The 18,095-nt window shown below is 74.1% G+C and carries 14 protein-coding genes; 5 read left to right on the top strand and 9 right to left on the bottom strand.

Going from position 1 to position 18,095, the window contains the following annotated elements; translation table 11 throughout:
- Positions 1–38: 38 nt before the first annotated feature.
- Both ACYP53_RS34885 and ACYP53_RS34880 read right to left on the bottom strand, forming a co-directional pair.
- Entirely contained in the window at positions 39–1,301 is a 1,263-nt protein-coding gene (locus tag ACYP53_RS34885) for a MurT ligase domain-containing protein (protein ID WP_189917613.1), read from the bottom strand.
- A gap of 262 nt (positions 1,302–1,563) precedes the next feature.
- Positions 1,564–2,271, bottom strand: coding sequence for an N-acetyltransferase family protein (locus ACYP53_RS34880; protein ID WP_459650415.1), 708 nt, complete (start codon positions 2,269–2,271; stop codon positions 1,564–1,566).
- Positions 2,272–2,587: 316 nt separating this feature from the next.
- Here ACYP53_RS34880 and ACYP53_RS34875 point away from each other — a divergent pair, with 316 nt between their 5' ends.
- From ACYP53_RS34875 to ACYP53_RS34865, 3 genes are all read left to right on the top strand, one after another.
- The gene (locus ACYP53_RS34875; protein ID WP_459650414.1) at positions 2,588–6,514 is read left to right on the top strand and encodes a non-ribosomal peptide synthetase family protein; all 3,927 of its coding nucleotides are present in this window, start codon (positions 2,588–2,590) and stop codon (positions 6,512–6,514) included.
- Between the two features lie 106 nt (positions 6,515–6,620).
- Complete coding sequence (locus tag ACYP53_RS34870) at positions 6,621–6,878, top strand: hypothetical protein (protein ID WP_459650413.1); 258 nt, start codon at positions 6,621–6,623, stop codon at positions 6,876–6,878.
- 73 nt (positions 6,879–6,951) lie between these two features.
- Positions 6,952–7,650, top strand: coding sequence for a hypothetical protein (locus ACYP53_RS34865; protein WP_459650412.1), 699 nt, complete (start codon positions 6,952–6,954; stop codon positions 7,648–7,650).
- Positions 7,651–7,654: 4 nt separating this feature from the next.
- Here the strand turns inward: ACYP53_RS34865 and ACYP53_RS34860 are convergent, their stop codons facing one another.
- From ACYP53_RS34860 to asnB, 4 genes are all read right to left on the bottom strand, one after another.
- Positions 7,655–8,068 carry a hypothetical protein gene (locus ACYP53_RS34860; RefSeq protein WP_189917621.1) on the bottom strand — a complete coding sequence of 138 codons (414 nt, stop codon included), beginning with the start codon at positions 8,066–8,068 and terminating at the stop codon, positions 7,655–7,657.
- A 77-nt stretch (positions 8,069–8,145) separates the two neighbouring features.
- Entirely contained in the window at positions 8,146–9,570 is a 1,425-nt protein-coding gene (locus tag ACYP53_RS34855) for a pyridoxal phosphate-dependent decarboxylase family protein (RefSeq protein WP_459650411.1), read from the bottom strand.
- 132 nt (positions 9,571–9,702) lie between these two features.
- Positions 9,703–10,827 (bottom strand): hypothetical protein, encoded by a 1,125-nt coding sequence (locus tag ACYP53_RS34850; RefSeq protein WP_459650410.1) that lies wholly within the window; start codon positions 10,825–10,827, stop codon positions 9,703–9,705.
- 200 nt (positions 10,828–11,027) lie between these two features.
- On the bottom strand, positions 11,028–12,884 hold the full coding sequence (gene asnB / locus ACYP53_RS34845) for an asparagine synthase (glutamine-hydrolyzing) (protein WP_459650409.1): 1,857 nt from the start codon (positions 12,882–12,884) through the stop codon (positions 11,028–11,030).
- Between the two features lie 238 nt (positions 12,885–13,122).
- Here asnB and ACYP53_RS34840 point away from each other — a divergent pair, with 238 nt between their 5' ends.
- Both ACYP53_RS34840 and glmS read left to right on the top strand, forming a co-directional pair.
- Positions 13,123–13,398 carry a hypothetical protein gene (locus ACYP53_RS34840; RefSeq protein WP_189917629.1) on the top strand — a complete coding sequence of 92 codons (276 nt, stop codon included), beginning with the start codon at positions 13,123–13,125 and terminating at the stop codon, positions 13,396–13,398.
- A gap of 144 nt (positions 13,399–13,542) precedes the next feature.
- A complete protein-coding gene (gene glmS / locus ACYP53_RS34835) occupies positions 13,543–15,369 on the top strand; it encodes a glutamine--fructose-6-phosphate transaminase (isomerizing) (protein WP_189917631.1) in 1,827 nt (608 codons plus the stop codon).
- A gap of 72 nt (positions 15,370–15,441) precedes the next feature.
- Here glmS and ACYP53_RS34830 read toward each other — a convergent pair whose 3' ends face one another.
- The 3 genes from ACYP53_RS34830 to ACYP53_RS34820 form a co-directional block, all read right to left on the bottom strand.
- Complete coding sequence (locus ACYP53_RS34830) at positions 15,442–16,353, bottom strand: glutaminase (protein WP_459650950.1); 912 nt, start codon at positions 16,351–16,353, stop codon at positions 15,442–15,444.
- A 203-nt stretch (positions 16,354–16,556) separates the two neighbouring features.
- The gene (locus ACYP53_RS34825) at positions 16,557–17,291 is read right to left on the bottom strand and encodes a DUF3152 domain-containing protein (protein WP_189917633.1); all 735 of its coding nucleotides are present in this window, start codon (positions 17,289–17,291) and stop codon (positions 16,557–16,559) included.
- Positions 17,288–17,944: a hemerythrin domain-containing protein gene (locus tag ACYP53_RS34820; protein WP_459650408.1), complete on the bottom strand. Its 657-nt coding sequence runs from the start codon at positions 17,942–17,944 to the stop codon at positions 17,288–17,290. The genes ACYP53_RS34825 and ACYP53_RS34820 overlap by 4 nt, the downstream gene beginning before the upstream one ends.
- Positions 17,945–18,095: the final 151 nt, after the last annotated feature.

The raw sequence follows: 18,095 nt of genomic DNA, 5'->3' as shown, positions 1-18,095 counted from the left end.
GCCTTCCGTCACGAAAAGACTGGTGTGCGGGCGCGGCATCAGCCGGCCACGACCTTCCGCAGCTGCTGGAAGGCGGTGTAGTTGGCGATGGCCTCGATCCGGCCGGGCGGCGCCATTCGGACGGCCTGCTCCAGGGTGTCCACCACGTGGAACTGCAGCCCGGCGACCTCCAGGCGGACGGCCAGGTCCAGCTTGCGCTGGCCCATCACGAAGACCGGGTGCCCGGCGAGGCGCTCGTAGTCGACGTCCCACAGCCAGGAGGTGTCGGTGCCGTCGGCGTCGAGGGCGTTGACGGAGAGGATGACCGGGGCGGGCGGGCCGTCGATCAGCGAGAAGGTCTCCAGCCAGCCGGCCGGGTTCTTGGCGAGCAGCAGCCGGATGTCGCGGCCCTGGTACTGGACCACGTCGTAGCGGCCGGCCACGGCGGTCACCGAGCGCATCCGCTCCAGGGCGACCTGCGGGGAGACGCCGAACACGGCGGCGACGGCGGCCGAGCTGGTGGCGTTGGCCAGGTTGGCCCGGCCGGGCAGCTGCAGCTGGATCGGCCAGGCGCCGCGCTGCGGGTCGATCACGTGGGTGCCCTGGAGCGCCCAGTGCGGGTTGGGGCGACGGAAGCCGCACTCCTGGCAGAACCAGTCGTCGCCGGGGCGCTGCATCACACCGCCGCAGGCGGGGCAGGACCAGGCGTCCTCCTTCCAGGCCTGTCCGGCGGCCACCCAGACCACCTTCTTGCAGGAGGAGGCGGCCCAGGTCACCAGCGGGTCGTCGGCGTTGGCGATGACCACGGCCTCGGTGTCCTGGAGGCCCTCGCGCCACTTCTCGGCCATCATCCGGGTCTCGGCGGCGCGGTCGAGCTGGTCGCGGGAGAGGTTGAGCAGGGCGATCGCCTTGGGGCGGGTGTCGCGGGCGACCGTCGCGAGGTACTTCTCGTCGACCTCGATCACGCCGAAGCGGGCCTCGGAGCCGCCCGCCAGGGCCGAGGTGATGCCGGCCGGCATGTTGGCGCCGAGGGCGTTGGAGACCACCGGGCCGGCGGCGCGCAGCGCCTCGGCGATCAGCCGGGTGGTGGTGGTCTTGCCGTTGGTCGCGCTGACCAGGACGACGTCGAGGTGGTCGGCGAGGGTGGCGAGCAGGTCGGGGTCGAGCTTGAGGGCGACCTTGCCGCCGATCACCGAGCCACTCCCGCGTCCGGCCTTGCGGGACACGGCGGCGGCGACCCGGCCGGCCGTGACCGCGATCTTGGCGCGGGCCGGCAGCGAGGCGTCGCGTGCGCCTGTGGGCTCCGATTCGGTGCCTGCCATGCTCAGTGGTTCCTCCTTGCTGCGGCACCACCCGGGACCGGATAACGGGCCGTCGGGCGGCGGGGACGGGGGCCAGCCTACCGACTCCGTCGCTCGGCCGGACGAACCGGACCCCGCGCCGCCTGCTGCGACGCGCCGGTACGGACTGCTGACGCCCCGTCAAGGAGGGCGGTGTACGGAGGGACCCTGCTCTGCTTGAGGACGCTCCGGGGCCGCCCGGGGGTTCCCGGGAGGCGCCGGTAAGGATCTCGTGAAGAAATGATCAGCGGCCCGGATGGTGGGAGCAGGCGGCCGTCTCCCCGGCGTCCAGGGTGGCGGTGATGACCAGGGTCCCGTCCTCGGACCGGAAGTCCAGCGGCGCGGCCAGCCGGCGCATCGCGGTGATCAGACCGGTGTTGGCGGCGTGGGTCACCGCGTACACCGTCTCGATCCCGGCCGCCCGGGCCGCCTCCGCCAGCCGCCGCAGCAGCGCCACGCCCAGCCCGCGCCGCTGCCAGGCGTCCTCGACCAGGACGGCCAGCTCCGCCTCCCCGTCGTCCCACATCAGGTGCCCGAGGGCGAGGACCCGCCCGTCGGGGGCGGCCACCGCGAGGCTGTGGCCGTGCCGGGGGTCCAGCAGGTGGTCGAGGTAGCGGTCGGCGTCGCGGACCGGGCCGTGGTAGCGCAGCCGCAGCGCGGCGGGGGAGCAGCGGCCGTGCATCGCCAGCGCCGCCGCCTTGTCGGCCGGGCCGGCGGGGCGCAGCAGCAGCGCGGTCCCGTCCGGCAGGGACAGCCGGGACACCGCCTCCGCCGCCGTACGGGGACCGCCGTGCCGGGCGTGCGGGTGCGGGTGCGGGCGGGCGACCCGGAACGGGCCGTCGGTGAGCGCGGGCAGCCGGGTGGCCTGCCCCTCCGGCGCCGCGCACCTGCGGTCCGACCTGCGGAAGGGTCGGTGCCAGAGCCGTTCGGTGCGAGTGCGTGATGCCGTCATGAGGCCGACGCTACCTACGCTTCGCTTCCGGTCGGTTACGTGATCGTGAACGGCCGAATGCCCTGGAGCCACTCCGGTCCGACCCCGGGTCGGCGACCGCCCGGCCCCGCCCAGGACCGGCCGGGTCCGTGCCCGGGACAGCGGGGGCGGCGCCCGGGACGGCTGGGCCCCCGGTCCGGGACGGACGTGGCACAGGTCCAGACCGCTGCCTCAGGCGGGCGGGACAACGGGCGGCCGACGGTGGATCCCGTACCCGGCGCTCCTGGTGAGCAGGACGCCCGGGATCCCGATCCCCCGAGCACCGAAGGCCGTTCCCATGCGCAACACCCCGTCCGTCTCCGCCGCCACCGCCACCGCCACCGCCACCGCCGCCGTCCCGCACGCCCGCCGGGCGCCGGTCGGCACCTCGCTCACCGCGCTGCTCGACCGGCAGGTGCACACCCGGCCGGACGCCCCGGCCGTCGTCGGCGAGGGCTGCGGCCTCACCTTCCCCGAGCTGGCCGGGACCGCCCGCGGGCTGGCCGCCGAGCTGCGCCGGCTGGGTGCCGGCGCCGACACCTGCGTCGGGCTGTACGTCGAGCCGTCGGTGGAGCTGGTCGCCGGGGCCTGGGGCGTCCTGTACGCCGGGGCCGGCTACCTGCCGCTGTCGCCCGAGTACCCCGAGGACCGGCTCCGCTACATGATCGAGGACAGCGGCACCCGGATCGTGCTCACCCAGGAGCACCTGCGCGGGCGGCTGGCCGCGCTGGCCCCGGCCGGGACGGCGATCGTCACCTTCGAGGAGGTCCCGGCGGGCGACACCGCCGAGGACGCCGCTACGGAGGAGCACGCCCGGCCGGAGTCGCTGGCCTACGTCATCTACACCTCCGGCTCCACCGGCCGCCCCAAGGGCGTGATGATCGAGCACCGCGCGGTCGTCTCCCAGCTGCGCTGGATGCTCGACGCCGGGCACCTCGACCCCGGTGTCACCGTGCTGCAGAAGACCCCGATGAGCTTCGACGCCGCCCAGTGGGAGATCCTCGCCCCGGCCGTCGGCGCCCGGGTGGTGGCCGGCGCGCCCGGCCTCTACCGGGACCCGGAGGCGCTGGTGGCCACCGTACGGCGGCACGGCGTGACCGCGCTGCAGTGCGTGCCCACCCTGCTCCGGGCGCTGCTGGACACCGAGGGCTTCACCGACTGCACCAGCCTGGCCCGGCTGTTCTCCGGCGGCGAGGCGCTGTCCGTGCGGCTCGCCCGCCAGCTGGGCGAGGCGCTGCCCGGGGCGGCGCTGGTCAACCTGTACGGTCCGACCGAGTGCACCATCAACGCCACCGCGCACGTCGTCGACCCGGCCGAGCTGGGCGACGGCGCCGGCTCGGTGCCGATCGGCCGGCCGGTCGACGACACCCAGTGCTACGTCCTGGACGAGCGGCTGGTGCCGGTGGACGCCGGCGGCGTCGGCGAGCTGTACATCGGCGGCGTGCAGCTCGCCCGCGGCTACCTGCACCGGCCGGAGCTGACCGAGGAGCGGTTCGTCCCCTCCCCGTTCACGCCCGGCGAGCGGCTGTACCGCACCGGCGACCTCGCCCAGTGGAACACGGACGGCACCCTCCAGTTCGCCGGCCGGGTCGACAACCAGGTCAAGCTGCGCGGCTACCGGGTCGAGCTGGACGAGATAGCCCGCGCGATCGAGGAGCACACCTGGGTGCGCCGCTCGGCCGCGATCGTCACCGGCGACGAGCGCACCGGCCACCAGAACCTGGTCGCCTGCGTCGAGCTCAACCCGCGCGAGGCCGCCCTGATGGACCAGGGCAACCACGGCGGCCACCACCAGTCCAAGGCCAGCAAGCTGCAGGTCAAGGCGCAGCTCTCCGACCCGGGCGTCCGGGACCCGCTCCAGCTGGCCGGCCGCGAACGGGTCGAGCTGCCCGGGCGCCGAGAGAGCGCGGCCCAGCGCCGGGAGACCTTCGCCCGCAAGACCTACCGCTTCTACGACGGCGGGCAGGTCACCCGCGAGGACCTCACCGCGCTGCTCGCCCCGAAGCCGGCCGGCACCTTCGGCCGGGACCTGGAACTGCTGAGCTTCCCCGAACTCGGGCGCGTGCTGCGCTGGTTCGGCCAGTTCCACAGCGAGGAACGGCTGCTGCCCAAGTACGCCTACGCCTCGCCGGGCGCCCTGTACGCCACCCAGCTGTACCTGGAGACCGGCGGCCTGGACGGACTCGCGGCCGGGCTGTACTACTACCACCCGGTCGAGCACGGCCTGATCCGGATCGGGCCCGCCGAGCCCCGTGCGGAGGCGTACCTGACGCTGCACTTCTCCGGCAAGCACGGCGCCGTCGAGCCGGTCTACAAGAACAACATCCGCGAGGTGCTGGAGTTCGAGACCGGCCACATGCTGGGCGTCCTCGAGGAGGTGCTGCCCGAGTACGGGCTGGACGTGCGCCCGCTCGGCCTCGACCCCGCGGTCAAGGAGCGGCTGGACGTCGCCGAGGAGGACCACTACCTGGGCAGCTTCACGGTCGGCCGGGGCGGCGGCCCGGCGCGCGCCGAGCGCACCGAGCTGTACCTGCAGGCCCACGAGGGCCGGGTGGACGGCCTGCCGGGCGGCCTCTACCGCTACGCCGACGGCGCGCTGGTGCCGGTCTCGGACGAGGTGGTGGAGTCCCGGCACGTGATCGCCATCAACCAGTCCGTCTACGCCAGGGCCTCGTTCGGCGTCACCGCCGTCAGTCGCGCCGAGGAGGAGTGGCTGGAGTACATCGTGCTCGGCACCAAGCTGCACCACCTGCAGCGCAACGGCCTCGGCCTGGGCTTCATGTCCTCCGGCTACAGCTCCAGGTCCGGCCACCCGCTGCCCGCCGCGCGCCGGATCGACCAGGTCCTCGCCGACCGCGGCATCGCCGGCGGCGCGTCGTACTTCTTCGTCGGCGGCAAGGTCAGCGAGGAGCAGATCCGCAGCGAGGGCATGCACGAGGACACCGTCCACATGAAGGGACCGGCCGAGATCATCAAGGACGAACTGGCCAACCTGCTGCCCGACTACATGCTGCCCAACCGGGTGCTGGTGGTGGACGCCCTGCCGCTCACCGCGAACGGCAAGGTCGACCTCAAGGCCCTCGCCGCCTCCGACGCCGTCCGCACGGCCGAGGTCCGCAGCGAGTACGTCGCGCCGGGCACCGAGGACGAGCGGTGGCTGGCCGAGGCCTGGGGGCAGGCGCTGACGTACGAGGACGTCTCCGTGGCGGACGAGTTCTTCGCCGTCGGCGGCAACTCGCTGATCGCCGTCGCCCTCGTCCACCGGATCAACCGCGAGTTCGGCATCGCCCTGCCGCTGCAGGTGCTCTTCGAGTGCCCGATCCTCCGTGACCTGGCCGCGCGGATCGGGCGGGCCCGCGCCGCGGACGGCGGGGACGCGGCCGGGGCCCCCGGCTCGCGGCTGATCCCGCTGCACCCGGGCGACTCCGGCCGGCCGGTGTTCTGCTGGCCCGGGCTGGGCGGCTACCCGATGAACCTGCGCCTGCTCGGCCGGGAGGCGAGCGCCGGCCGCGCCTTCTACGGCGTCCAGGCGCACGGCATCAACGAGGGCGAGACGCCGTACCCGACCATCCGGGAGACGGCCGCCGCCGACGTCGCCGAACTGCGCCGGGTGCAGCCCGAGGGCCCGTACACGCTGTGGGGCTTCTCCTTCGGCGCCCGGGTCGCCTTCGAGGCCGCCTGGCAGCTGGAGCGGGCCGGCCAGCGGGTGGAGAACCTGCTGCTGATCTGCCCCGGCAACCCGGAGGTGCGCCAGGACGAGGGACGGCAGTGGGGCCGCGAGGCCTCGTACGCCAACCCCGCGTACGTGACCATCCTGTTCGGGGTGTTCACCGGTCGGATCAGCGGCCCCGAGCTGGAGCGCTGCCTGGCCGAGACGGCGGACGAGTCCACCTTCGTCGCCTCGGTGCGCCGGACCCTGCCGGAGCTGGACGAGGAGCTGATCCGCCGGATCACCGGAATCGTCGGCGAGACCTACGAGTTCGAGTACAGCTTCCGCGAGCTCGCCGAGCGGCGGCTGGACGCCCCGGTGACCCTCTTCAAGGCCGCCGGCGACGACTACTCCTTCATCGAGGGCAGCACCGGCTACTCCGCCGCCCCGCCCACCGTGGTCGACCTGGCCGGCGACCACTACGGGGTGCTGAAGGAGCACGGCGTGGCCGAACTCGTCGCCGCGATCCGGGCGCTGGAGCGGTCGGACGACGAGGAGGCCTCCCGGGGGCGCTGACGCGGACACGCTCACGGATGGCCCAGGATCCGTGAGCGGGGGAGCCCCTTCGGATAGGGATGGCTCGGCTTTCCGCCGATTCCGTCCCGATCCGAAGGGGTTCCCCATGTCCGTGAAGAAGCCGGTGCAGAAGTCCGTACGGGCCGCCGCGTGTTGCGCGCTGCTCCTCGTCGCCCCGCTCGCCCTCGCCCAGCCCGCCGCCGCGATCACCTCCTCCACCGTCACCTCCGACTCCGGCAGCAACGGCCCCAAGACCCCGGAGGAGGCCGCCGCCTGCAAGTCCGTCACCAGCGCCCTGCTCGGCGGCTTCGGCTCGATGCTCGGCAACGCCGTCTGCGTGGTGAAGCCCGCCGACCAGGGCTGAGCGGCGCACGACCCGTCAGCGCACGGACACCCCCGTCGGGGAGGGTCCGTGCGCTGACGTAGTATCCGGCGCCATGACGAACGAGGACACGGCCGTCGCCGAGCCCGAGGAGGCCGGCGGCCTGCGGGCGATCTGGGCGAACACCCTGGTGCCGGTGGCACCGCTGCCCTGGTACCGCAGGGTGCCCCTGAAGCTCGCGGCCGCGGGTGTGGTCGTCGTCGGCCTGGCGACGGCGCTGACCGTGGCGGCCGTGACCGGGGCGGGCGCCCCGACCCGGCACCGGATCGTGCTGGGGGACGAGCTCGGCCACCAGGTGCGGATGCCCGAGGACGGGGACCTCCGGGCGACGCACGCCGACTACCAGAGCCGGATGACGGCCTTGCGGCCGTACCGGGAGCTGACGGTGGCCGGCTACGGCACCGCCGGGACGAGCACGATCACCCTGACCGTGGTCGGGCTGACCGGGACCTATTCCGACCCCTTGCGGGAACTGGACATCTACTTCGACCGGCTGGCGTGGCGCGAGCAGACCGGCGGGAGCGGCTTCGGCGCGACCCTGTCGACGCGGCTGAACTTCCCGTCCGGCCCGCTCGGCGGCCTGCTCGACTGCGCGGAACTCGTCCGCCCGACCGCCTCCGAGACCACCTGCGCCTGGGCCGACGGCAGCACCGTCGGGATCGTGGTCGACCGGACCGGAAGCCTGGGGCCGGCGGACCTGGCCGCCCGCACGCTGGAGATCCGCGCGGCGGTCGAGGTCGAGGCGAAGGGCTGAGCCGTCAGGCGATCCGGGTCGGGGGGGCTTCGACGGTGTGGCCGGTGGTGGCGAGGACGGCGGCGAGGTCGGCCGGGGTGACGGAGCGGGGGGTGCGGAGGAAGAGCTCCTCGGGGTGGAGCGAGAGCAGGGTGATCCGGTGGTCGGCGAGGGCCGCCGGGGTGTGCGACAGCGGCGTGGTGCGGACCCGCCAGAGCGTCGTCGGCGGCGGGGCGTGCGGGGACCACCAGGTGTGGAACAGCGCGGTGGCGATCAGGGCGAGCGCGGAGCTGACCAGGACGACGGGGCCGTCCGGGCCCTCCACGACGAGCTTGGCGATGAGGTCGGCGGCGGTGACGGAGAGGAAGACGGCGGCGAGCTCGACGGTGTCGCGGCGCCAGCGGTGGGCGCGGGGGAGGGAAGGCTTCGAGTGCTCCATGGCCTCCACCGTGCCCCACCGGTGTTTCCCGACCACGAACCGGCCGTGACCTGACGGTTACGGTCCGCTCGGGGCTGTTACGGGCGGAGATCGCGGGCCGCGGCCTTCACCTCGGTGAGGAGCAGGCGGAGGTCGTCCTCGGTCGTGGCGGCGTTGAGGAGGCAGGCGCGGAGCATCTCGTCGCCGCCGAGGCGGGCGCCGGTGACGAAGACCCGGCCGCGCCGCTGGACGGCCGCCGGGAGGTCGCGGTTGAGGGCGTCGCGGGTGGCGGCGTCCAGGCCGGGGGCGCGGTGACGGAACGCCACGATGGACGTCTGGACCTCGGCGAGCAGCTCCAACTCCTCGTCCGCCTCCACGAGTTCGCCGAGCCGGCGGGCCAGCGCGGTGCACCGGGCGATGTCCTCGGCGAGGCCGGTGCGGCCCCGGTGGGCGATGGTGGCCCAGACCTTGAGGGCGCGGAACGGGCGGGTCTGCTCGGTGCCGTACTCGGAGAACCAGCCGAGCGCGCCGGCCGACTCGTCCCGCAGGTAGGAGGGGACGAGGCTGAAGGTGCCGCGCAGCTCCTCGGTGTCACGGACCAGGGCACAGCCGCAGTCGACCGGGACGCCGAGCCACTTGTGCGGGTCGAGGGCGAGCGAGTCGGCGCGCTCCAGGCCGGCGTAGCGGTGGGCGATGGCGGGGTCGAGCCGGCCGAAGGCGCCGTACGCACCGTCCACGTGCAGCCAGAGGCGCTGCTCCGCGCAGAGGTCGGCGATCGGGTCGAAGGCGTCGACCGCGCCGGTGCCGACGGTGCCGGCCGAGGCGACGACCAGGAAGGGCAGCAGGCCGGCCGCGCGGTCGCGTTCGACGGCCGCCCGCAGGTCGGCGGTGTCCAGGCGGCCGTCGGGGCCGGTCGCGACGGTGCGCAGGTGCCGGCTGCCGAGGCCGAGGAGCTCGGCGGCCTTGCGGACGCAGGAGTGGGTCTCGCCGGTGACGTAGCCGACCAGCGGGGGCAGGCCGGCCAGGCCCTCCTCGCGGACGTCCCGGCCGGCCAGGCGGGCGGCGCGGTTGCGGGCGGCGGCGAGGCAGACGATGGTCGCCATCGAGGTGCCGGAGGTGAGCAGCCCGCCGCCGGCCGGATGCGGGAAGCCGACCAGCTCGGCGATCCAGCGCACGACCGCGCGTTCCAGGTGGACGTCGGCGTGGTCGCCGCCGGCCGAGCTGGGGTTCATGGCGGAGGCGGCGAGGGTGGCGAGGACGCCGGCCGGGGCGGGGGCGGCGTTGACCCAGCCGAAGAAGCGCGGGTTGCCGTTGCCCATGGGGTACGGGAGGACGTCCCGCCCGATGGCGTCGATCAGCTCGGCGAGCGGGCGGCCGTCGGAGGGCAGCGGGGCGTCGAGCAGGGCGCGGCGGGCGGTCTCGTCCATGGGCTGCCAGACCGGGCGGCCGGGCAGTTCGGCGAGGTAGTCGGAGACCAGCTCGGCGGTGGCGCGGGCGGCGGCGCGGAAGTCGTCGGTGGCCATGCGGGGACACTCCAGGGGGCCGGGGAGGGCAGGAGCGGCGTCCTCGGCGCATCCTGATCAGGCGATGGTCGGGTGATCCTATGCAAAGAGCCCGCGCCGTGCGGCGCGGGCCCTGTCGGTGAGACGGAGGGGTCAGTCCAGCGAGCCGGACAGGCCGCTGGCGGAGCGGCAGTAGCCCTGCATCTCCTTGTTGGTGATCTTGGCGCAGAGCCGGCCGGCCGCGCCGCCGTCGGTGTAGTTGACGGTGTAGTAGCTGACCAGGCCCTCCGCACAGGCCTTGCGCTGCCAGCCGTCGGCGGCGGTGGCGCACTGCTGGGCGGCCCAGTCCTCGCGGTCCAGGTTGTACTTCATGGTCCGCGAGCCGACGCCCCGGCTGCAGTCCACCGACCCGCCGCTGGCCTTGCCGTTGAGGCACCACTTCAGGGCGTCGGCGTAGACCTCGGGGTGGTTCGGGTAGTCGTGCGAGGAGAGGTAGAAGGTCGGGGCGTAGAAGAAGCAGGCGGACTGGAACAGGGACGGCTGGTCCTTGCACGGGTAGAGCGGGTCCTGGGCGATCTTGTCGGCGGGCAGGTTGGCCTTGGCCTGCTCGTCCTCCTCGTCCGGGCCGAAGAGCTGCATGAACAGGCCCTCGGAGCAGCGGATCCGGTTCTGGTCGGTGGTGAACTTGTTGCACAGGTCGCGCGCCTTGGCGACGTCCTGCTTGGCGACGAACATGGTGCCGTGGCCGACGCCGTGGATGCAGGGGCCGCTGTTCTTGGGGGCGCAGAGCTTGAGCAGGTCCACCTCGGGCTGGGCGGAGGCGTTGAGCATCTCCTCGACCGCGCCGTGCAGGTAGCCGGCCGCGCAGGTCTCGTGCGGGAAGGAGATGACCTTCTGGAAGTCGGCGTTGAAGCGCTTGACCGCCGCGTGGCCGAGCTCGTGCGCGATCGGGTGGCAGAAGCGCACGGTGTACGGCTTCTCCTTGGTGATCTTGTCGAGGTCGGCGAGGGCGACGCCCGGGTCGGTGGCGTCCATCTCGGCCATCATCTTGTTGCGCAGCGTCGAGCGGGTCCACACCGCCGGGTCACCGGTCGGGGTGGCGCTCGCGGGGCCCGCCGAGGCCGGCTGGGCTCCGGCGGCGGGCGCCCCGGGGGCCGGGGCCTCGGCGGCCCGGGCCGCGGTGGCCGCCGCGGGCGACCAGTCGGTGACGGCCACCGACCCGAGGCCCAGGACGCCCAGGAGCAGGGCGGTGAGAATCGCGAAGACTCGCGGCTGCATGACGGGATCCCCCGGCGGATCGAGGTGAACGGTTCGCTCCCATCCTGACGGCACGGCGGCGGGAATCCATGATTTCGCCCGCCATTCGGGAGGTGTCGGCGACGCTACCGCACGGTGCGACGCCCGGGCGCGCCGGGATGGTTCCCGACGTTCACCCGGACGGCCCACAGGCGTCGTGTCCGGCGAGGTCTTCGGTGAGGTCAGAGCTCCAGGGTGACCTGGTACTCCGTCAGCCAGGCGTCCAGGTCGAGCGCGAGGTCGACGCCCAGCCGGACGGACTGCGGATCGGTGTCCGGGGCGAGCGCGTCGGCGAGGCGCCGCCGGTCGAGCAGGTCCAGCGCCGGGGAGTCCGCGGCGTCGACGAGCCGGGCGAGTTCGGCGCGCAGCTGCGCCGGGTAGCGCGGGTCGGTGGTCACCGGGTACGGGCTCTTCGGCCGGTCGGCGATCTCCGGGGGCAGCAGGTCCCGGACGGCGGCGCGCAGCAGGCTCTTCTCCCGTCCGTCGAAGCTCTTCATCGCCCACGGCGTGTTGAACACGTACTGGACCAGCCGGTGGTCGCAGAACGGCACCCGTACCTCCAGTCCGTTGGCCATGCTCATCCGGTCCTTGCGGTCGAGCAGGATGCGGACGAAGCGGGTCAGGTTGAGGTAGGAGATCTCGCGCATCCGCCGCTCCAGCGGGTCGGCCGCGTCCAGGTGCGGGACCTCGGCGATCGCCTCGCGGTAGCGGGCCCGCCGGTAGTCCGCGAGGTCGAGCTTGCGCAGCAGTTCGGCGTCGAGCAGCTGTTCGCGCGGGCCGGAGCCGGCGCCGGCGATGCGGGTGAGGTCGGCGGCCCAGGGGAAGTCCTCGGTGGCGACCAGCTCCGGGTCGTGGAACCAGCGGTAGCCGCCGAAGAGCTCGTCCGCGGACTCGCCGGACAGCGCGACGGTGGAGTGGCGGCGCACCCCGCGGAAGAGCAGCAGCAGCGAGACGTCCATGTCGCCGACGCCGCCCGGCAGGTCGCGGGCGCGCACGGCGGCGGTGCGCCGGGAGCGGTCGGTGAGCTCGGCGGCGTCCAGCTCGATCACGCTGTGGTCGGCGCCGACGTGCCGGGCCAGCAGCCGGGCGAACGGGCCGTCCGGGGTCTCCCGGACCTCGCTGGCGCGGAACTCGCCCGGGCCGGTGAAGTCGACGGAGAAGGAGCGCAGCGGGCCGGCCCCGGCGGCGCGCAGCGTCCGGGCGGCGAGGGCGGTGACGGCGCTGGAGTCCAGGCCGCCGGAGAGCAGCGAGCAGAGCGGGACGTCGGCGTCGAGGTGGCGGTGCACGATGTCGTCCAGCAGGGCCCGGACGGTGGCGACGGTGTTCGCCAGGCCGTCGGGGTGCTCGCGGGCCTCCAGCGCCCAGTAGCGGCGGAGCGTGACGCTCCCGCGGCGCACCCGGACGACGTGCCCGGGCGGGACCTCGCGGATGCCCCGGTACGGCGTCAGGCCGGGGGTGCGGGTGTGGCCGAGCAGTTCGCGCAGCCCGTCCAGGTCGACCACCGGGCGGACGGCGGGGTGGGCGAGCACGGCCTTGGGCTCGGAGCCGAAGACCACGCCGTCCGCGGTGGGGTGGTAGTGCAGCGGTTTCACGCCCATCCGGTCGCGGACCAGCAGCAGCTCCTCGCTCCGGGCGTCCCAGACGGCCAGGGCGAACATGCCGTTGAGCCGCCCGGCCAGGCCCTCGCCCCACTCCAGGTAGGCGTGCAGCACGACCTCGGTGTCGCTGCGGGTGCGGAAGCGGTGCCCGGCCGCCGCCAGCTCGGCGCGCAGCTCGCGGTGGTTGTAGACCTCGCCGCTGTAGGTGAGCACGACCGGCGGCCGGCCCTCCGGCCCGAACGTCATCGGCTGGGTGCCGCCCTCGACGTCGATCACCGCGAGGCGGCGGTGGCCGATCGCGGCGTGCGGCTGGAGGAGGACGCCGCCGGCGTCCGGGCCGCGGCAGAGCTGGGTGGCCGTCATCGCGTCGAGGACCTCCCGGCCCTCCGGTCCGGCGGTGAGGTCGCGGTCGAAGGCGACCCATCCGGTGATCCCGCACATCAGCAAGCCTCCGGTCTTCCGCTACGTGTTCAAGGGCTCACGCTACGTGTGGAGTCGGTGGCGCTTCAAGGGTTCGGGGGAAGACGAACGGATGGGGGGTGGGGTGGTCGGCGCGGGTGGGTGGGGGGTGGTCGGCGGGGGTGGGTGCGGGGTGCTGCTGAGCCGAAAGGTGTCATGCCTGCCCGATTTCGGGCAGGAACTTTGGTTTCGGCGGCGTTGCGGCCTAGTGTCTTCACTCGTGCCGAGCTCACCCCACCCTCACGAAGACCTCCTCGCCCACCTGACCCGGACCAGCCCGCTCGGGCCCCGGGAGGCGGCGCGGGTCGTGGCGGAGGTGCTGGCGTACTTCTCCGAGAGCACCGAGGACTACGTGCGCCGCCGCCACACCGAGCTGCAGGCACGCGGACTGACCAACGAACGGATCTTCGCCCGGCTCGCCGAGGAGCTCCCGCAGCGCCGCGTCGCGGCGCCGGAGCTCTCGGCCCGCCAGCTGCGGCGGATCGTCTACGGCTGAGCGGCCGTCGCCGACGCCCGGCCCCGGACGTCGCGCCCGGGGCGTCGCGCCAACGGTGCCACGCCTGGGCGGCACGCCCACGTCACTTCGAAACTTCGAACGACTTCGAACGACTACGAACGACTACGAACGAGGAGTCCACCCATGTGCGGGATCGTGGCCTACATCGGCCCCAAGGACGCCACCCCCTTCCTGCTGGAGGGCCTGGCCCGGCTGGAGTACCGCGGGTACGACTCGGCGGGCGTCGCCGTCACCGGCCGCAGCGGCGGCGTCAAGCTGCGCAAGGTGAAGGGCCGGGTCGCCGACCTCGCCGCCGCCGTGCCGGCCCGCTTCAAGGGCACCACCGGCATCGGCCACACCCGCTGGGCCACCCACGGCGTCCCCAGCGACGCCAACGCGCACCCGCACCTGGACAACGCCGAGCGGATCGCCGTCGTCCACAACGGCATCATCGAGAACGCCGACGAGCTGCGCGCCAAGCTGACCGCCGACGGCGCCGTCTTCCGCTCCGAGACCGACACCGAGGTGCTCGCCCACCTGATCGCCGCGCACCTCACCGAGGGCGGCGAGCTGGAGGACGCGGTGCGCGCCGCCCTCCACCGGGTGGTCGGCACCTACGGCATCGCGGTCCTCGACGGCGAGCAGCCGGACCGGATCGTGGTCGCCCGCAACGGCAGCCCGATCGTGCTCGGCATCGGCGAGAAGGAGATGTTCGCCGCCTCCGACGTCTCCGCGCTGGTCCGCTACACCCGCCAGGTCGTCCACCTGGAGGACGGCGAGCTGGCCACCGTCCGGGCCGACGGCTTCCGCACCTTCACCGCGGACGCCCGCACCACCCACCGTCAGCCGTCCACCGTGGACTGGGAGATCGACTCCTTCGACACCGCCGGCTACGAGCACTACCTGCTCAAGGAGATCCACGAGCAGCCCGGTTCGGTCGAGCGCACGCTGAGCGGCCGGCTCGACGAGCGCTTCGCCACCGCGCACCTCGGCGGCCTCAACCTGGACGCCCGGGAGCTGCGCGAGATCCGCCGGGTCAAGATCCTCGGCTGCGGATCCGCCTACTACGCGGGCGAGATGGGCGCGCAGCTGATCGAGGAGCTGTCCCGGATCCCCGCGCACAGCGAGCCGGCCTCGGAGTTCCGCTACCGCAACCCGGTGATCGAGGCGGACACCCTGTACGTCGCGGTCAGCCAGTCCGGCGAGACCTACGACACGCTGGCCGCCGTCCAGGAGATCAAGCGCAAGGGCGGCCGGGTGCTCGGCGTCGTCAACACCGTGGGCAGCGCGATCGCCCGCGAGTGCGACGGCGGCATCTACCTGCACGCCGGCCCGGAGGTCTCGGTCGCCTCCACCAAGGCGTTCACCTCCACCGTGGTCGCCTTCGCGCTGCTCGCCCTGCACTTCGGCCGCATCCACGACCTCTCGCCCGCCGACGGGCGCCGGATCGTCTCGGCCCTCCAGGCGCTGCCGGACCAGATCCGCGAGGTGCTGGAGCAGAGCGACGCGATCGCCGAACTCGCCGCCGAGTACGCCGAGTCGGCGGGCATGATGTTCATCGGCCGGGTGCGCGGCTACCCGGTGGCCCGGGAGGGCGCGCAGAAGCTCAAGGAGATCTCCTACGTGCACGCCGAGGCCTACCCGGCGAGCGAGCTCAAGCACGGCCCGCTGGCGCTGATCAGCCCCGAACTGCCCACCGTGGCCCTCGTCCCGGACGACGAGCTGCTGGACAAGAACCTCACCACGCTCGGCGAGATCAAGGCCCGGTCGGGCCGGGTCATCGCGGTCGCCCACCGCCGCCCGGAGGAGAAGCTCGCGGACCACTGCATCCTGGTCCCCAAGAGCGAGCCCGAGCTGGACCCGCTGCTGCTCAACATCCCGCTGCAGCTGCTCGCCTACCACGCCGCCGTCGCCCTCGGCCGTGACGTGGACAAGCCGCGCAACCTGGCGAAGAGCGTGACGGTCGAGTAGCCGCCACCCCTGATCCCCGGGCCCCGGTCGCTGTGCGGACGACCGGGGCCCGGCGCTGTTCCCGCCCTCGTCCTAGAAGACGGAGCAGCCGGAGAGGGTGGTGAGGGTGTCCAGCGCCGTGACCGCGGCGACGGAGTTGCCGGCCTGGTCGAGGCGCGGGCCCCAGGCGCAGACGGCGGCGCGGCCGGGCAGTATGGCGAGGATGCCGCCGCCCACGCCGCTCTTGCCGGGCAGGCCCACGCGGAACGCGAACTCGCCGGCCGCGTCGTAGGTGCCGCAGGTCAGCAGGACGGCGTTGATGCGCTTGGCCTCGCTGCGGGACATCAGGCGGGTGCCGTCGGCGCGCACGCCGTAGCGGGCGAGGAAGGAGCCGGCCAGGACGAGGTCGCGGCAGCTCGTGGTGAGGGCGCAGTGCGCGTAGTAGTGCTCCAGGACGGTCTCGACCGGGTTCTCCAGGTTGCCGTGGCTGGCGATGAAGTGGGCCAGGGCGGCGTTGCGGTGGCCGTGCTCGGCCTCGGAGGCGGCGACCACCGGGTCGGTGTCCAGCCCGGGATTGCCGGACTCGCGGCGCAGGAACTCCCGGACCGCGCCGGAGGCGTCGCCGGTCATGGTCTGCAGGCGGTCGGTCACCACGAGGGCGCCCGCGTTGATGAACGGGTTGCGCGGGATGCCGTGCTCGGTCTCCAGCTGCACCAGCGAGTTGAACGGGTTGCCGGACGGCTCGCGGCCGACGCCCCGCCAGAGGCTGTCGCCGCCGTAGGCGACCGCGAGGGCCAGCGAGAACAGCTTCGACACGCTCTGGACGGAGAACGGCCGCTCCCAGTCCCCGACGCCGTACAGCTCCCCGTCGACGGTGGCCACGGCCATGCCGAAGGCCTCGGGGTCGGCGGTGGCGAGCGCCGGGATGTAGTCGGCGACCCTGCCCCGGCCCCTGGTGGCCCGGGCGGCCGCCTCGGCGGCCTCCAGCAGCACCGGCCAGTCCAGGTGCTCCCCGCCGTTCTGCCCGCCGGGCACACTGTTCAACGTTCTTCCTCCACCGGCACCGAGTGCGGACACGACCGGGACCGGGCGCTCGCCGGTGCGGGCGGCGTCCGGTCCGACCAGGATTATCCGTGTGTCGGGAGGAGGGGTTGGTACGGGGGGTGCGGCAGGGCGCGTCAGGGTGGTTCGGGGGGCGTCAGGCGGGTTCAGGGGGCGTTGGTGGGGGCCTGGACGGGCGGGCCGGTGAGCAGGGTGCCGGTGTCGGAGTACGGCCGGCCGTTGGGGACGCAGCCGTGCAGGCCCTTGATCTGCTGCATCATCACCGGCGCCGGGGCGCCCGGCCCGGGGCAGTCGACGTGGCCGTTGCCGAGGATGTGACCGACCTCGTGGTTGACCGCCAGTGCGTGGTAGGTCTCCGGCTGGCCCTGGTAGAACTCGGACAGCTCGGTCCAGCGCTTGAGGTTGATCACCACCTGGTGGGTCACGCCGCAGTTCACCCAGCCGCCGGTGTCCAGCCCGTACTGGCCGCAGATCCGGTCGGTGGAGCGGGGGGTGGCCAGGTAGACCGTGAAGTCCACCGGGTCGGCGGGGACCCGCTGGAAGGAGGCCGTGCCGCCGGCGGCCCAGCCGCGCCGCACGTCGCCGAGGACCGCGTCCACCTCGGCCGCGAACTGCTCCGGGCTCTCCGCGATCCCGTTCTCCACCCGGACCTTGTACCGGTACAGGTGCTCGCCGGTGCCGAAGCGGGCGGAGCCGCCGGGCGCGGTGGTGAACGCGAGCGGGGCCGGGCCGTCGTCGTGCCACGGCTGCCACCACAGCAGGCCGGCGGTCAGGGCCGCGGCCACCGCGGCGGCCACCGCCGCGGCGAGCGCGCCCTGCCGGCGGCTGCGGGGCCGGAGCCGGGACCGGGACCGGGACCGGAGCCGGGCGAGGGCGCTCACCGGACGCCCCCGGCCGGGAGGTGGCCGTACACCACGCGCATCCGGCGGTGGTGGGCGGGCAGCGTCCGCCGGAAGGCGAGGTAGCTCTGGAGCCGGCCGCCGGTCGCGCGCAGGTGCGCGAGCTGCTCCGGACTGCCGTACGACAGCAGGAGGCCCTCGACCCGGGACCGCAGGGACGGCGGGATCCGCCACCTCCTGGTCTCCTCGAACCGCTCCCAGGCGGACATCGGCAGGAAGGCGCGGATCCCCTCCAGACAGAGCCCCTCCTTCACCGTCAGGTACGCCGCCACGGCTTCGCCCGCCTCCCGCAGGGGGCCGGCGAGCCGGTCCGGCGGGCCCGCCGAGGCGACCCGGACCCGGGCCAGCGGGACGGCCAGCGAGGCGCGCTCGGCGGCCAGCGCGCCCAGCTCGGGGCGCAGACACGGTGCGGCCCCGGACAGCGCGGGCCACAGCACGTCCTCCTCGGCCTCGTGCAGCAGGCGCAGGACGTCCAGCACCAGCGCGAGGTGATCGGTGATCCCGGCCCGCAGCGCCTCCGCGCCCGGGGCGCGGCAGGCCTCGGCGAGGCGGGCGAACTCGCCGCGCAGCGCCGCGTGCGACAGCAGGAGGGCGGTGGTGTCCGGCCGGGCGTGTATCGGGGCCAGTGTGGACATGGCGGTACGGCTCCAGTACGGGGATCGGCGGTCGGGCGGCCGATCGGCGACCGGGGACCAGTGAGGCCCGGTCGGGCGACGGGGTTGTACCTGGAGGAACGCGAACGGGTGGGGTGTTGGTTCACGGCGGTGTCGCCCGGGCGCGTCGCGG

Source organism: Kitasatospora sp. Ki12, from assembly GCF_054601375.1.
This window is presented reverse-complemented; position numbering and strand designations above follow the sequence as displayed.

Coding starts and splice junctions, on each gene's coding strand:
- ACYP53_RS34855 (WP_459650411.1), bottom strand. CDS start 9,570: ATGGCCACCGACGACTTCCGCGCCGCCGCCCGCGCCACCGCCGAGCTG.
- ACYP53_RS34820 (WP_459650408.1), bottom strand. CDS start 17,944: ATGTCCACACTGGCCCCGATACACGCCCGGCCGGACACCACCGCCCTC.
- ACYP53_RS34885 (WP_189917613.1), bottom strand. CDS start 1,301: ATGGCAGGCACCGAATCGGAGCCCACAGGCGCACGCGACGCCTCGCTG.
- glmS (WP_189917631.1), top strand. CDS start 13,543: ATGTGCGGGATCGTGGCCTACATCGGCCCCAAGGACGCCACCCCCTTC.
- ACYP53_RS34875 (WP_459650414.1), top strand. CDS start 2,588: ATGCGCAACACCCCGTCCGTCTCCGCCGCCACCGCCACCGCCACCGCC.
- ACYP53_RS34860 (WP_189917621.1), bottom strand. CDS start 8,068: ATGGAGCACTCGAAGCCTTCCCTCCCCCGCGCCCACCGCTGGCGCCGC.
- ACYP53_RS34865 (WP_459650412.1), top strand. CDS start 6,952: ATGACGAACGAGGACACGGCCGTCGCCGAGCCCGAGGAGGCCGGCGGC.
- ACYP53_RS34850 (WP_459650410.1), bottom strand. CDS start 10,827: ATGCAGCCGCGAGTCTTCGCGATTCTCACCGCCCTGCTCCTGGGCGTC.
- ACYP53_RS34880 (WP_459650415.1), bottom strand. CDS start 2,271: ATGACGGCATCACGCACTCGCACCGAACGGCTCTGGCACCGACCCTTC.
- asnB (WP_459650409.1), bottom strand. CDS start 12,884: ATGTGCGGGATCACCGGATGGGTCGCCTTCGACCGCGACCTCACCGCC.
- ACYP53_RS34870 (WP_459650413.1), top strand. CDS start 6,621: ATGTCCGTGAAGAAGCCGGTGCAGAAGTCCGTACGGGCCGCCGCGTGT.